Here is a 14,188-nt window from a genome sequence, read left to right as displayed (position 1 = left end):
ATTTCGTGAGCCAGCCTACGCCAGCCGTGCGTACCTTCCAAGACTTGATCCTCGCCCTCCAGCAGTACTGGGCCGAGCAAGGTTGTGTGGTACTTCAGCCCTACGATATGGAAGTAGGCGCCGGCACTTTCCACACCGCTACCTTCCTGCGGGCCATCGGCCCGGAAACCTGGAACGCCGCTTATGTGCAGCCCAGTCGTCGCCCGACTGACGGCCGCTACGGCGAAAACCCCAACCGCCTGCAGCACTACTATCAGTTCCAGGTGGTCTTGAAGCCCAACCCGGAGAACTTCCAGGAGCTGTACCTGGGTTCCCTGAAGCACGTGGGCCTGGACCCGCTGGTGCACGACATCCGCTTCGTCGAGGACAACTGGGAATCGCCGACCCTGGGCGCCTGGGGCCTGGGCTGGGAAGTCTGGCTCAACGGCATGGAAGTGACTCAGTTCACCTACTTCCAGCAAGCCGGTGGCATCGAGTGCTACCCGGTGACCGGTGAAATCACCTACGGCCTGGAACGCCTGGCCATGTACCTGCAGGGCGTGGATTCGGTGTACGACCTGGTGTGGGCCGACGGCCCGTTCGGCAAGGTCACCTATGGCGATGTGTTCCACCAGAACGAAGTGGAGCAGTCGACCTACAACTTCGAACACGCCAACGTCGAGAAGCTGTTCGAACTGTTCGATTTCTACGAAAGCGAAGCCAAGCGCCTGATCGAGCTGGATCAGCCACTGCCGCTGCCGAGCTATGAAATGGTCCTCAAGGCCTCGCACACCTTCAACCTGCTGGATGCACGCCGGGCTATCTCGGTCACCGCACGCCAGCAGTACATCCTGCGTGTGCGCACCCTGGCGCGTTCCGTTGCGCAAGCCTACCTGCTGGCCCGTGCCAAGCTGGGCTTCCCGATGGCAACCCCGGACCTGCGTGATGAAGTGTTGGCTAAGTTGGAGGCGGCACAATGAGTGCGCAAGATTTTCTGGTTGAACTGGGCACTGAAGAACTGCCACCCAAAGCCCTGAACACCCTGGCCGAAGCCTTTCTGGCCGGCATCGAAAAAGGCCTGCAGAGCGCCGGCCTGAGCTTCCAGGCCAAGCACGTATACGCCGCGCCACGGCGCCTGGCGGTGCTGATCACCCAACTGGCCACCCAGCAGCCGGATCGCAGCATCAACCTCGACGGCCCGCCACGCCAGGCAGCCTTCGATGCTGAAGGCAACCCGACCCAGGCGGCCCTGGGCTTTGCCAAGAAGTGCGGCGTCGAACTCAGCGAGATCGACCAGAGCGGCCCGAAACTGCGCTACAGCCAGAGCATCAAGGGCAAGCCGACCGCCAGCCTGCTGCCGACCATCGTCGAAGATTCGCTGAACGACCTGCCGATTCCCAAGCGCATGCGCTGGGCCGCGCGCAAGGAAGAGTTCGTGCGCCCGACTCAATGGCTGGTGATGCTGCTGGGCGATGAGGTCATCGACTGCACCATCCTCGCCCAGAAGGCCGGTCGCGACTCCCGCGGCCACCGCTTCCACCACCCGCAAAGCGTGCGCATCACCGCGCCGGCCAACTACCTGGCCGACCTGCGTGCCGCCTACGTGCTGGCCGACGCCAACGAGCGTCGCGAGCTGATCAGCAAGCGCACCGCGGAACTGGCGACCCTGCAGGAAGGCACGGCGATCGTCCCGGCGGACCTGCTGGACGAAGTGACTGCCCTGGTCGAATGGCCGGTGCCACTGGTGTGCTCGTTCGAGGAACGCTTCCTCGAAGTACCCCAGGAAGCCCTGATCACCACCATGCAGGACAACCAGAAGTACTTCTGCCTGCTGGACGTGGACGGCAAGCTGCTGCCGCGCTTCATCACCGTGGCCAACATCGAGAGCAAGGACCCGCGCCAGATCATCGAGGGCAACGAGAAAGTCGTGCGCCCACGCCTGACCGACGCCGAGTTCTTCTTCAAGCAGGACAAGAAGCAGAAGCTCGAAGACTTCAACCTGCGCCTGCAGAACGTGGTCTTCCAGGAAAAACTCGGCAGCGTCTACGACAAGGCCGAGCGGATCTCCAAGCTGGCCGCCTTCATTGCCCCGCGCATCGGCGGCGATGCCCAGCGCGCCGCCCGTGCCGGCCTGCTGTCCAAGTGCGACCTGGCCACCGAGATGGTCGGCGAGTTCCCGGAGATGCAAGGCATCGCCGGCTACTACTACGCCCTCAATGACGGCGAGCCGGAAGATGTCGCCCTGGCCCTGAACGAGCAGTACATGCCACGTGGCGCCGGCGCCGAGCTACCCAGCACCGTGACCGGTGCCGCCGTGGCCATCGCCGACAAGCTGGACACCCTGGTGGGGATCTTCGGCATCGGCATGCTGCCCACCGGCAGCAAGGACCCCTACGCCCTGCGTCGCGCGGCACTGGGCGTGCTGCGGATCCTGATCGAGAAGAAGTTCGACCTCGACCTGAACGACGCCGTGGCCTTCGCCGTCAGCGCCTTCGGCAGCAAGGTCAAGGCCGCCGGCCTGGCCGACCAGGTGCTGGAGTTCATCTTCGACCGCCTGCGTGCCCGTTACGAAGACGAAGGCGTGGATGTGGCCACCTACCTCTCGGTGCGTGCCCTGAAGCCGGGTTCGGCCCTGGACTTCGACCAGCGCGTGCAAGCCGTGCAGGCCTTCCGCAAGCTGCCGGAAGCCGCCGCCCTGGCTGCGGTGAACAAGCGCGTGTCGAACCTGCTGAGCAAGATCGAAGGCAATGTGCCGACCACCGTCGAAGCCAAGTACTTCGACAACGCCAACGAGTTCTCCCTGTACTCGGCGATCCAGCAGGCGGACCAGGCGGTACAGCCTATGGCCGCAGCTCGTCAGTACAGCGAGACCCTGGCCCGCCTGGCCGCCCTGCGCGAACCAGTGGACGCCTTCTTCGAAGCGGTGATGGTCAATGCCGAGGACGCCAAGGTACGGGCCAACCGCTATGCGCTGCTGGCGCGTCTGCGGGGCCTGTTCCTGGGCGTGGCGGACATTTCGGTACTGAGCTGATCAGGTAGGGAACTGCTGTGAAACTGCTGATACTCGATCGTGACGGCGTGATCAATCACGACTCCGATGCCTACATCAAATCGGTGCAGGAGTGGATTCCGCTCCCCGGCGCGATCGAAGCCATTGCGCAGTTGAGCAAGGCCGGCTGGACGGTGGCGATCGCCACCAACCAGTCCGGCATCGCTCGCGGCTACTACGACCTGGCCACCCTCGATGCCATGCACGCGCGCCTGCGCGAACTGGTGGCGGAGCAGGGCGGCGAAGTCGGGCTGATCGTCTACTGCCCTCACGGGCCCGACGAAGGGTGCGCCTGCCGCAAACCGAAACCGGGCATGCTGCTAACCATTGCCGAGCATTACCAGGCAGAACTGACAGGTCTATGGTTTGTCGGTGACAGTCTCGGTGACCTGGAAGCCGCAAAAGCCGTCGACTCTCAGCCAGTATTGGTAAAGACCGGGAAAGGCGAAAAGACTCTGGGGAAAACCCTGCCGGTAGGCACCTTGATTTTTGACGACCTGGCGGCCGTTGCCGCTGAACTTATCCACAATTAGGCCCCTTCTGGCATCCTGACCAAGGACTGTTCGGGAGAGCGCTTTTTAACAGGCGGGCATGCCCGCAATGGTAAATGCCGCTATGTCGATCCTGCAGGCCATCAGAACCTTTTTCTTTTACCTGCTACTGGGCACCAGTTCCTTGCTGTGGTGCTCCCTGAGCTTTTTTATCGCGCCGTTCCTCCCATTCAAGGCGCGCTATCGCTTTATCAACGTCTACTGGTGTCGCTGCGCGCTGTGGCTGACCAAGGTATTCCTCAATATCCGCGTGGAAGTGAAGGGCGCGGAAAACGTCCCCGAGCGGCCTTGCGTGATCGTTTCCAATCACCAGAGCACCTGGGAAACCTTCTTTCTCTCGGCCTACTTCGAGCCCCTGAGCCAGGTGCTCAAGCGCGAGCTGCTGTATGTGCCGTTTTTCGGCTGGGCCATGGCCATGCTGCGGCCCATCGCCATTGACCGGGACAACCCCAAGGCTGCCCTCAAGCAGGTGGCGAGCAAGGGCGACGAGTTGCTCAAGGACAATGTCTGGGTACTGATCTTCCCTGAAGGCACCCGCGTGCCTTACGGCCAGATCGGCAAGTTTTCCCGCAGCGGCAGCGCCCTGGCGGTGAATGCCGACCTGCCGGTGCTGCCGGTGGCCCACAACGCGGGCAAGTTCTGGCCGAAGACCGGCTGGGCCAAGCGCCCCGGCACCATCACCGTGACCATCGGCGCGCCGATGTATGCCGAAGGCAGCGGCCCGCGGGCCATCGCCGAGCTCAATGACCGGGTGGCGGCCTGGAATGAACAGGCTCAACGGGATATGGGCTCATTGCCACCATTGGCCACTTCTACGGATAAGGTTGCTGTATGAGCTTCTGTGGATAACCTGTGTACGACTTTTCCTACAAGGCTTGAAATCTAATTATAAATCACTGATTTATATATATATTTCCCAAGCTCATAAAATGTGGAAAAACGTGCATAAGTTTTTCAGCAGACAAAAAAACCGGCCTTGGAGCCGGTTTTTTTCACCTGGGATATTCCCGGCCCTTCATTCCTCCAGCAAAGGCAGTTCGAGGATGAAGCAAGAGCCCCGACCCACCACGCTCTGGCAACTGATACGGCCCTGATGCCGGTCCACCACCGCCTTGACCATGGACAAGCCCAGGCCCAGGCCATCAATGCCCTTGGCCGAAGCAAAACGCTGGTACTGGCCGAACAGCTGGGGCAGATCCGCGGCATCGATACCCCGGCCTTCATCGCTGATCTCGCAGCGCAGCCAGCCTGAGGTACAACTGACCCGCACACTCACCCTGGACTCCACCGGGCTGTACTTGATGGCGTTTTCCAGCAGGTTGAACAGCGCCCGGGTCAGTAGCGACTGGTCCGCCAGCACCAGGCCTTCGGCCTCGTCGTCCAGGTCATGCTCCAGGTGAATGTCCTTCAACTGGGCCAGGGTCGTGGCCTGATCGAAGGCGTCCAGCACCAGCATGGCGAACATGCTCGGTTCGAACTGGTAGGCCTCCGACTCGGCCTTGGCCAACTGCACGAAGGCCTCGGTCAGAGCCAGGGCCCGGCGTACCTGCTGCTCGATCTGGCCGTACACCTGCCGGGGCGTCGCCGGCTGATGGCGCTGCACATCCAGCAAGGCCAGGATCGCCGAATGGGGCGCGCGCAGATCATGGGACAGAAAGCGCAACAGCACGCTGCGTTGCTGTTCGGCGTCGCGCTCGACGCTGAGGTCGGTGAGGCTCAGCAGCCAGCCAATGGCGGTATCGCTGTCCACCGGCAGCAGCGGCGCCAGTTCCATGCGCAGGCTGCGCTGCTGAACATCACGGAACTCCACCGCCGGCAGTTGTTCCAGCCGGGGGTACAAGGCCGGTTCCGTCAGGCCCGGGTAACCCAGGGCAGCCAACTGGGCAATCAGCCCTTCACCCACCAGGGAATGGGCAAACACTTCCCGTGCATTGCGGTTGGCCAGCAGGATCTTGCCGTCGGGGTCGCTGATCAGGGTCGCCACCGGCAGGTACTCCAGGCCATCGGCGATAAAACGCCGGGTGTCCCGGGTGCGGCTCAGGGCCTGCTCCAGAGCGACGATCTGCCCCTGCAGCACATCCCCGGCCGGGGCCTGGCTGCGCCGGCGTTCCGGCAACACCTTGGGCTCGCTGTCCAGGCGCGCCAGTTCCCAGCCGAAGTAGGCCAGGATCACGCTCAGCCGGCGCCAGTTCCAGATCAGGTAGGCCAGCAGCATGCCCAGCAGGCTGGCCACCGGCGACCACCAGTAGCCCAGCCGCAGCATCAATACCGAGCCCGCCAGGCCCAGCCCCATGCAACCCAGGGTTATCCACAGCGCGTGGCGCGGCCGCCACAGCAACAGGCCCAGCAACACAGCGGTCAGGGCCATGGACAGCAGCATCCCCGACCACTGGCCCAGGGCAACCACGCTGCGATGCTGGAGCAGGCCGTTGAGCAGGTTGGCCTGGATCTCCACCCCCGGGGTGGTGCCCTGGCTACCGGATTGCGGGGTCACGTAGCGGTCCCCCAGCCCCGGGGCCGTGGAGCCCACCAGGATCAGCCGGTCGCGCAGCAGCTCCGGCGGCACTTCGCCCCGCAGCACGCTGACATAGGGCACGCTGGGAAAGCCGGCGTCGGCGCTGATAAAGGGAATGCGCACCGGGTTGGACCGCAGCCACCCCTGGGCCACGCGAGGTTTGCCGGGCCCGGGCATATGGGGGAATGCCGGCTCGGCTTCGGTCAGTTGGTACAGCAGCCACGTCAGTTGCGCCCGGGGAGCCAGCACCGGGCCTTCGCGCAGGTAGACGCTGCGCACCGTGCCATCGGCATCCGCTTCGGCATTGATATGGCCCAGGCCGCGGGCGCAATTGCGCAGCAGCGGCACCGGCGGGATTTCCTCAATGTCCTGGCCATAGCGGGCAACGCCCTGGCGCAGCACCGGCAGGAACACATTGCCGGCCCGGCACAGGGCGGCAGCCAGGCGGGTGTCGTTTTCCACCGTGCTGCCGGGTTCACTGAGGATCACATCGAACAGCACCCCTTTGGCCTCGGCCGCGCTCAGCCGGTCCAGCAGTTGGCCATGAATGGCCCGCGGCCAGGGCCAGCGCCCCAGTTGCTGCAAGCTGTAGTCGTCGATGGTCACCAGCAGGATGCGCGGGTCCACCGGTAACGGGGTGAAGCGCCGCAGGTTGTCGTAGAACAGATTGTTCAGGGCCAGGCCGTGGCTCAGGGACAACACCGCAGTCAGCGGCAGAAGAATCAGGCTGACCCATAGCCACTCCCGCACCAGCCCGCGGAACAGGCGCTGAGCCTGGGTCGGTTCACGGCCTTCGGCTCGACGGCGCCACACGCTCATGGATGGCCCACCGGAGCGTTATTCAACACGGGTGGTCCTGGGGTAATAAAAGATGTCATAGACCCCGGTTTCGCCTTCCAGGCCGTGCTCATCGAACGCCGAAAGACGCACGTGATAAAAAAATGCCTGCAAGCCGGTGAAGTTGACCTGCGGGGTGCTGGAGAACTGCTCCTGCTTGATGTTCAGGAAGTCCTTGTCGGTGGCGACCTGGGCCCGGTAGCGGCTGGCCCCGGGCAAAGGTTGCAGGATCAGTTGCCAGATGGGCAGGGCACCGGTCTGTCCGGCCTGCCCCAGCAGCCTCGGCGCGGCCAGCAGTTCCACCGGCTTGAGCTCGCCCTGTTTCTGGATCCGCAGCCCCTGGCGCGCCATGACCTGGACTTCACCCGGCACCGGGCCTGCCGGTTTATCCACAGGGCGCTGACGCGTACGCCGCGGTGCCGGCTGCGGCGCGTCCTCTTCGCGATTCACCGCCACCTGGCCATTGAGCACCTCCACCAGGGATTGCTGATCGTCATTGCGTACCCGGAAGTGAGTACCGCGAACCCCCAGCACGCCCACCGGCGTAACGATCTGGAAACGGTCGTGATCACTGGTGCGCTTGATCACGTAGGACTCGATCTGGCCCTGTTCCAGCACAACCTGAGGGATGGCGTATTGGTTATTGAGTTGCAGGGTGACCTGGGAACTGGAAGGCAGCACCACCCGCGAACCGTCTCCCAGGGACAGGCTGACGAAGGCCGACGGCGAGGTCCTGACCCCTTCCTTCTCATCGATGCTCATGCCTTCCTGCAGGAGCACCTCGCGTCCCTTGGCGTCCAGCTTCCAGGCTTCGCCGGTCAGGTGTTCCACCGTCGCCGGCAGGGGCTGGCCACGGCACTGCTGGTTGTCATCGATATAGGGCAGCCGTGGCGCAGCCGCCTGTGCCGCACACAACGGCAGAATCAGCCCGGCCAACAGCAGGGCGACACGCGCGACCTGAGGCCGGCCGGTGGACGGAAAAGGGCAGAGGTCATTCATGGATGTGCTTAGAGCCTTTGGGAAAACCGCGGCGAAATCCTACGCACCATACCTGAGGCAGATCGTTGGCAGAAAGCCGAACGCTGCGGGATGTCGCCCAAAGACAGGAACCCGGTCGGGCGAGGGCGGAAACAGGGCAGGACGAGAAGAAAGTGACACGTCCCTGTGTCGGAACCGGAGCGACAGGTCGCCCGGCCCAAAGTCCTGAGGAGGCACTCCCTGTATTCCCCTTCAACGACGCACGCGAGCGCGCGTTGTCCCGCCAGCCTGGCGGTTGACACTCCCTGTGTCGGAGCACTTCCAGGTGCCCCCGTGTGCCACTCAGCGGGAAGCAATGTAACGCTGGCCGCAAAGCTGCGACGGATTTGCAATATTTGTTCAGAATCATTGCCTCGGCCTCTAGAACACCCAGCGTGGGGCCGGTGGCTGCAGGTTCGTGGGTAGCGCTGTCCGACCGATCACGGGCTCGGCGTCCAGGGTCAGGTTGGAGTCACTGCCAGCGGGCAGGGCAGACGCCGGGTATTGCCCGATGCCGGAGGGCTGACAGCAGCCCGCTGTGGAGGCTGGCACGGTACAGGCACTGATTCCCAGATAAGCCGCCAGCATCAAACTGAGAAGACGCACCGGATCATCGCCGCTGAATATTCTGACAAGCGCGACCTGGCCTTTCCTGAGCAGGTTCCCCATGGTTCTTTTCCTTGTTTGTACGAGCCGGTATCGTGCTGCTCAATAGCCCGACGGCCCGTGCTCCGGGCGCCTTACCGGCTATTTGATATCAGCGTACCGAGGGACCCGGGGCTCAAGAGCAATTCGCCACAATTGTTCAGATTCAGGCCAGGTGCCTAAACTTCCCCTCAGTCCGAGCCCGGCAGCCACGGCCTCGGGCGCTCTTGGAACCATAAGGAACTGCCTCGCATGCGTGTCGCGATACTGGATGACGAACCTGCGGAACTGGCGCGGGTGGAACAGACACTGCGAGAGATTCCCGGCCCCGGCGAACAGCCCTGGACCTTGCACAGCTTCGAGCGCGGAGAAGACCTGCTGCGCCAGTTGCGCCGGGAAACCTTCGACCTGCTGATCCTCGACTGGCAAGTGCCGGACCTCAGCGGCCTGTCCCTGTTGCGCTGGACCCGGGAACACATGGATTCGCCGCCCGCGGCCATCATGCTCACCAGCCGCGATGCCGAGAGCGATATCGTCCAGGCCCTGAACACCGGTGCCGACGACTACCTGAGCAAGCCGTTTCGCCCCAACGAACTCAAGGCCCGGGTCAACGCGGTACTGCGCCGCCATGGCTTGCAGCGCAACCACAGCGAAGAAGTGCAGAGTTTCAACGACCTGAGCTTCGATGATGCGGAACTGACCGTCACCCGCGCCGGCGCTCCCATCAGCCTTACCGAGCGCGAGTACCGCCTGGCCCGCTGCCTGTTCGCCAACCTGGGCCGGCCGCTGTCCCGGGAATACCTGTACGAACGGTTCTGGACCCATGAGGAAATCGTTTCCTCACGGCCCCTGGATACCCACATCTACCGCTTGCGCAACAAACTCGGGCTGACCGCGGATCGCGGCTGGCAACTGTTGACGATCTACGGCTATGGCTACCGCCTGGAAAGTGTCGCGTCGCCTGAAGAACAGGGCAGCTGACTGCTTGCCTTCAAAAGCGGCTTGATATCATTCCGAGTCCCGCCAGACATCTTCATAGCCGGCGCGGTCGATGATGAAACGCGTCCCGCTCGGCAGGTAAAGGTAATCGATAACCTCCGGCAACAGCTCGAGCAAATGCTCGGTGCACAGAGGCTGGTAGAAATCCACCGCAGTGGAATGTTCGCCGCAGTGGATAAACCAACTGACCGTGCCGTTTTCCGGCAACTCGACCCGGGTGCCATAGATGGGCGATTGCGCAAGCGAGCCTATGGCCAGTGCAATCATCGGCTCAGGGGCCTGGGGAGCAAGGTCGTAGCGTTCACAGATAAGCTGCTGTCTTTCGTTCATAGGGCCAGCCACCAATCGAGCAGGGTCTCGTCATCGGTGTCATCGAGGTTTTTATAGATGTTGGCGTAGTACCACTCGCTGCCCGTGGTCTCGCGAAAGCGGTTGAAGAACAGGGCGATGTTGTCCATGCCGTTTCGCGCCGGCACCGACAATGTCAGATTGCCCTTGTAGCGCCCGTCAAGCATGCCACCCAATTCGCTCGCCACATCCGCCGCCAGGGCAATGATGTGTTCTTCAGGGATGTGATCCGAATAGATATGGATGCAGAAGTTGCCGCCACGCTTGAGCACCACGGCGGGGGCCTGCGGATCCTTGATCGAGATGATATCGCCCTTGGCCAGGTTCAGCGCCAGCCCTGGTGAGTAGAGAATCTCGTAACTGTCCTCATCAATGCGCCGGACATGCAGCGGCTCATAGACCGGGCCGCGGCTGTTCTGCCCCGCGACAACCCGAATCGATATTTCCTGGTTTTCATCATCCATAACCCATTTCCGTGCGATTGCTGTTTCTACAAAGGGTGAAATGAGCCGAACCGGCTCAGCCGCGTAGCGGGGTCAACCGATCGATAAACACATCTCGAACGCGCCAGTTCAATGGCCGGATCGTCTCGCAGCTCAGGTGCCAGCACAGCACCTAGTGATCCCGCCAGGTGACGCACTCAAGTGAGGCCAGTGAAGAGCACTCGCTCAGGCGCGCAGGCTCAATGGCCTCGTGCTGTAAACAGGCATCTTCATAGGCGACATATTGGTCGTCGGTGATGGAGGCCAGGTATTGGTCGATTGCGCAAAAACTGACCTCGGGCGCGATGTCCACAGTGAACAGCGACAGGCCCCGGGTAACCGTGCACCTGGCGCCGAGGCTGCGCAGGTGCTGCACAATCCCCGAGCGCTCTGACTCGCGCTCGGCAAAAACCCGCAGCGTCGAGTGCCCGGATTGTCGCACCACGCGAGTCGCGATCCGCTCATGGGCATCGGCGCGAGTCAGCACCCAGTCCCCCTTGCTCACGCCATAGAGATAGTAGGGCGTGTTATCCAACTGGTAGACATCTGCCCCCCGCTGAACGCCCCACATCGACTCATACTCCACCGGTGGATAACCGTCAGCGTCGACGGTGAGCTTGAAAATGATCTTGTGAAACTGTGCTGTCGAGGTATCCATTCCATCTCACCGAGGCGCCGCCATGGGCCTCACAAACTGCCCGTAAAAGAAGTTTTCCTCGAAGGAAAATATGACCTCCGCACGGCCCCCGAAGGGGAAGCGTGCTTCATCGAATAGGTGGCTGCTTGTACCTGCCAAGGTCAACGTCCTTATTGTCCAGTTAACCTTCCACTTCCCAGGCCAGATCGGGATCAGCCGAGCCATAGGCCGAGAAATAAGCCAGGGCCTGTCTCGCTCGCTCTTTAGCCACACACTGATAGCGAGGGTAACTACCGGACTGGCCGCCCGCGACCAACTCAACCCGCTGATCATCAGGGGTGTCTGCGCTGAGCAGGGTCTGCAACGACTGGTCGACGTCCTGGGCGATAAAGACCACATACTGATCGGCCGCACCGCCCCCGATATGCATCAGGGTCTGATCACTGAAGAAAAAAACCGTCGAGCTGAAAGCCTTTCCGTCCAGGCGGTTGAACGCGGACAACACCTGCATCGAGTCGGGGTTTAACCACTCATGGGTGTGACAACGATTACCGGCATATTCATCTTCAACAATTTTCTTGAGCATTTGCCATGACTGCCTTGTCCGGATAAAAACGTAAATCGTTATGGATGAGGGATTGAACAATCTGCCAATAAAAAAGGCCAACGCAAGCGTCGGCCTTTTTATTTTCAGCTGTGTCGCTGGATCAGAAGTCCAGGTTGGACACCGCCAGGGCGTTGCTTTCGATGAAGTCGCGACGAGGCTCGACCGCATCACCCATCAGGGTGTTGAAGATCTGGTCGGCGCCAATGGCGTCTTCGATGGTCACCTTGAGCATGCGGCGCATGCTTGGGTCCATGGTGGTTTCCCACAGCTGGTCAGGGTTCATCTCGCCCAGACCTTTGTATCGCTGGATGGTGTGGCGCTTGGTGCTTTCCGCCATCAGCCAGTCCAGGGCCTCCTTGAACTCGGTTACGGCTTTCTTGCGTTCGCCGCGCTGAACATAAGCGCCTTCGTCCAGCAGGGTGCTCAGTTGAGCGCCGAGGGAGACGACGGTCTTGTAGTCGTTGCTGCCGAAGAAGTCGCGGTTGAAGGTGACGTAGTTGGACAGGCCGTGGGAGATCAGCTCGACCTCTGGCAGCCACACATTGCGTTCACGGTCTTCGCGCAGGCTGGCCTTGTAGACCAGGCCGGACTTCTCGGAAGTGCGCAGGCGGGCGTCGTACTTGGCCAGCCAATCCTGCATGGCGGCGTGGTCGGACAGTTGCTCCATGGTCACGGCCGGCAGGTAGATGAAGTGCTCGGTCAGCTCCTGCGGGTACAGGCGCGACAGGCGCTTGAGGGTCTTCATCACCATGCGGAAGTCGTTGACCAGGCGCTCCAGCGCCTCGCCGGAGATCCCGGGGGCTTCTTCGTTCAAGTGCAGGCTGGCATCTTCCAGAGCCGACTGGGTCATGTAGTCTTCCATGGCGTCGTCGTCTTTGATGTATTGCTCTTGCTTGCCTTTCTTGACCTTGTACAGCGGCGGCTGGGCGATGTAGATGTAGCCGCGCTCGATCAGCTCCGGCAACTGACGGAAGAAGAAGGTCAGCAGCAGGGTACGGATGTGCGAACCGTCGACGTCAGCATCGGTCATGATGATGATGTTGTGATAACGCAGCTTGTCGATGTTGTACTCTTCACGGCCGATGCCGCAGCCCAGCGCGGTGATCAGGGTGCCCACCTCTTGCGAGGAGATCATCTTGTCGAAGCGTGCCTTCTCGACGTTGAGGATCTTGCCCTTGAGCGGCAGGATCGCCTGGGTCTTGCGGTTGCGGCCCTGCTTGGCGGAACCGCCAGCAGAGTCACCTTCCACCAGGTAGAGTTCGGACAGGGCCGGATCCTTTTCCTGGCAGTCCGCCAGTTTACCCGGCAGGCCGGCGATATCCAGCGCGCCTTTGCGGCGAGTCATTTCACGGGCTTTCCGCGCCGCTTCACGAGCGCGGGCAGCGTCGATCATCTTGCCCACCACCAACTTGGCTTCGTTGGGGTTTTCCAGCAGGAAGTCGGAGAAGTACTTGCCCATTTCCTGTTCGACCGCGGTCTTCACTTCGGAAGAAACCAGCTTGTCCTTGGTCTGGGAGCTGAACTTCGGATCCGGCACCTTCACCGAGATGATCGCGGTCAGGCCTTCACGAGCGTCGTCACCAGTGGTGGCGACCTTGTGTTTCTTGGCCAGGCCTTCCTGCTCGATGTAGTTGTTCAGGTTACGGGTCAGGGCCGAACGGAAGCCCACCAGGTGGGTACCGCCGTCGCGCTGAGGAATGTTGTTGGTGAAGCACAACAGGTTCTCGTTGAAGCTGTCGTTCCACTGCAAGGCGATTTCCACGCCGATGCCGTCTTCACGCTGGATGTTGAAGTGGAACACCTGGTTGACCGCAGTCTTGTTGGTGTTCAGGTATTCAACGAATGCCCGCAGGCCGCCTTCGTACTTGAACAGCTCTTCCTTGCCGCTGCGCTCGTCCTTGAGGACGATGCCGACACCGGAGTTGAGGAAGGACAGTTCACGGATCCGCTTGGCCAGGACGTCCCAGCTGAAGTGGATGTTCTTGAAGGTTTCAGCCGAAGGCTTGAAGTGGATCTGGGTACCGGTGGTTTCGCTGTCACCAACGATTTTCATCCGCTCTTGCGGAACACCGTGGACATAGGTCTGTTCCCAGATCTTGCCGCTACGGCGCACGGTGAGGATCAGCTCCTCGGACAGGGCGTTCACTACCGATACACCTACGCCGTGCAGACCGCCGGAGACCTTGTAGGAGTTGTCGTCGAACTTACCGCCGGCGTGGAGCACGGTCATGATGACCTCTGCCGCCGAAACGCCTTCTTCTTTATGCACATCTACCGGGATGCCGCGACCATTGTCGCGCACGGTGATGGATTCATCCGGGTGGATGATGATGCTGATGTCGTCGCAATGGCCGGCCAGCGCTTCGTCGATGGAGTTATCGACCACCTCGAACACCATGTGGTGCAGACCGCTGCCGTCATCGGTGTCGCCAATGTACATACCGGGACGTTTGCGTACGGCATCCAAACCTTTCAGCACCTTGATGCTGGTCGAGTCGTACGTATTTTCTTCGCTCATGCCT

13 protein-coding genes are annotated in these 14,188 nt (G+C 61.7%); 5 read left to right on the top strand and 8 right to left on the bottom strand.

Annotated features, from left to right (window positions below):
• The first annotated feature begins 5 nt into the window (after nucleotides 1-5).
• The 4 genes from glyQ to M2395_RS26310 all read left to right on the top strand — a co-directional run bounded on the left by glyQ (nucleotide 6) and on the right by M2395_RS26310 (nucleotide 4,414).
• Complete coding sequence (glyQ, locus tag M2395_RS26325) at nucleotides 6-959, top strand: glycine--tRNA ligase subunit alpha (RefSeq protein ID WP_003177094.1); 954 nt, start codon at nucleotides 6-8, stop codon at nucleotides 957-959.
• Nucleotides 956-3,010 (top strand): glycine--tRNA ligase subunit beta, encoded by a 2,055-nt coding sequence (gene glyS, locus M2395_RS26320; RefSeq protein ID WP_053154783.1) that lies wholly within the window; start codon nucleotides 956-958, stop codon nucleotides 3,008-3,010. Before glyQ ends, glyS begins: the two co-directional genes overlap by 4 nt.
• Nucleotides 3,011-3,027: 17 nt before the next feature.
• Nucleotides 3,028-3,561 (top strand): D-glycero-beta-D-manno-heptose 1,7-bisphosphate 7-phosphatase, encoded by a 534-nt coding sequence (gene gmhB, locus M2395_RS26315; protein WP_015633611.1) that lies wholly within the window; start codon nucleotides 3,028-3,030, stop codon nucleotides 3,559-3,561.
• A gap of 82 nt (nucleotides 3,562-3,643) precedes the next feature.
• Nucleotides 3,644-4,414: a 1-acyl-sn-glycerol-3-phosphate acyltransferase gene (locus M2395_RS26310; RefSeq protein ID WP_041114926.1), complete on the top strand. Its 771-nt coding sequence runs from the start codon at nucleotides 3,644-3,646 to the stop codon at nucleotides 4,412-4,414.
• A gap of 180 nt (nucleotides 4,415-4,594) precedes the next feature.
• On the opposite strand, the gene M2395_RS26305 is transcribed toward M2395_RS26310, so the two are convergent.
• The 3 genes from M2395_RS26305 to M2395_RS26295 all read right to left on the bottom strand — a co-directional run bounded on the left by M2395_RS26305 (nucleotide 4,595) and on the right by M2395_RS26295 (nucleotide 8,617).
• Nucleotides 4,595-6,913 carry a CHASE2 domain-containing protein gene (locus tag M2395_RS26305; protein WP_123431150.1) on the bottom strand — a complete coding sequence of 773 codons (2,319 nt, stop codon included), beginning with the start codon at nucleotides 6,911-6,913 and terminating at the stop codon, nucleotides 4,595-4,597.
• Between the two features lie 18 nt (nucleotides 6,914-6,931).
• Nucleotides 6,932-7,930, bottom strand: a complete 999-nt coding sequence (locus tag M2395_RS26300; protein WP_041114922.1) for a FecR domain-containing protein — start codon at nucleotides 7,928-7,930, stop codon at nucleotides 6,932-6,934.
• 399 nt (nucleotides 7,931-8,329) lie between these two features.
• Nucleotides 8,330-8,617: a hypothetical protein gene (locus M2395_RS26295; RefSeq protein WP_041114921.1), complete on the bottom strand. Its 288-nt coding sequence runs from the start codon at nucleotides 8,615-8,617 to the stop codon at nucleotides 8,330-8,332.
• 228 nt (nucleotides 8,618-8,845) lie between these two features.
• Between M2395_RS26295 and M2395_RS26290 the strand changes: the two genes are divergently transcribed.
• On the top strand, nucleotides 8,846-9,574 hold the full coding sequence (locus tag M2395_RS26290; protein WP_011058398.1) for a response regulator transcription factor: 729 nt from the start codon (nucleotides 8,846-8,848) through the stop codon (nucleotides 9,572-9,574).
• Between the two features lie 27 nt (nucleotides 9,575-9,601).
• Here the strand turns inward: M2395_RS26290 and M2395_RS26285 are convergent, their stop codons facing one another.
• From M2395_RS26285 to gyrB, 5 genes are all read right to left on the bottom strand, one after another.
• Nucleotides 9,602-9,922, bottom strand: a complete 321-nt coding sequence (locus M2395_RS26285; RefSeq protein WP_015633607.1) for a hypothetical protein — start codon at nucleotides 9,920-9,922, stop codon at nucleotides 9,602-9,604.
• Nucleotides 9,919-10,404, bottom strand: a complete 486-nt coding sequence (locus M2395_RS26280; RefSeq protein ID WP_041114916.1) for a DUF4265 domain-containing protein — start codon at nucleotides 10,402-10,404, stop codon at nucleotides 9,919-9,921. Before M2395_RS26280 ends, M2395_RS26285 begins: the two co-directional genes overlap by 4 nt.
• 151 nt (nucleotides 10,405-10,555) lie before the next feature.
• Nucleotides 10,556-11,080, bottom strand: coding sequence for a DUF4265 domain-containing protein (locus tag M2395_RS26275; RefSeq protein WP_123431149.1), 525 nt, complete (start codon nucleotides 11,078-11,080; stop codon nucleotides 10,556-10,558).
• A gap of 160 nt (nucleotides 11,081-11,240) precedes the next feature.
• Complete coding sequence (locus tag M2395_RS26270; RefSeq protein WP_015633604.1) at nucleotides 11,241-11,645, bottom strand: Imm1 family immunity protein; 405 nt, start codon at nucleotides 11,643-11,645, stop codon at nucleotides 11,241-11,243.
• A 121-nt stretch (nucleotides 11,646-11,766) separates the two neighbouring features.
• A complete protein-coding gene (gene gyrB, locus M2395_RS26265; protein WP_011058394.1) occupies nucleotides 11,767-14,184 on the bottom strand; it encodes a DNA topoisomerase (ATP-hydrolyzing) subunit B in 2,418 nt (805 codons plus the stop codon).
• Nucleotides 14,185-14,188 lie beyond the last annotated feature (4 nt).

It is taken from the genome of Pseudomonas sp. BIGb0176, assembly GCF_024810175.1.
Taxonomy (GTDB): Bacteria; Pseudomonadota; Gammaproteobacteria; order Pseudomonadales; family Pseudomonadaceae; genus Aquipseudomonas; species Aquipseudomonas protegens.
This window is presented reverse-complemented; position numbering and strand designations above follow the sequence as displayed.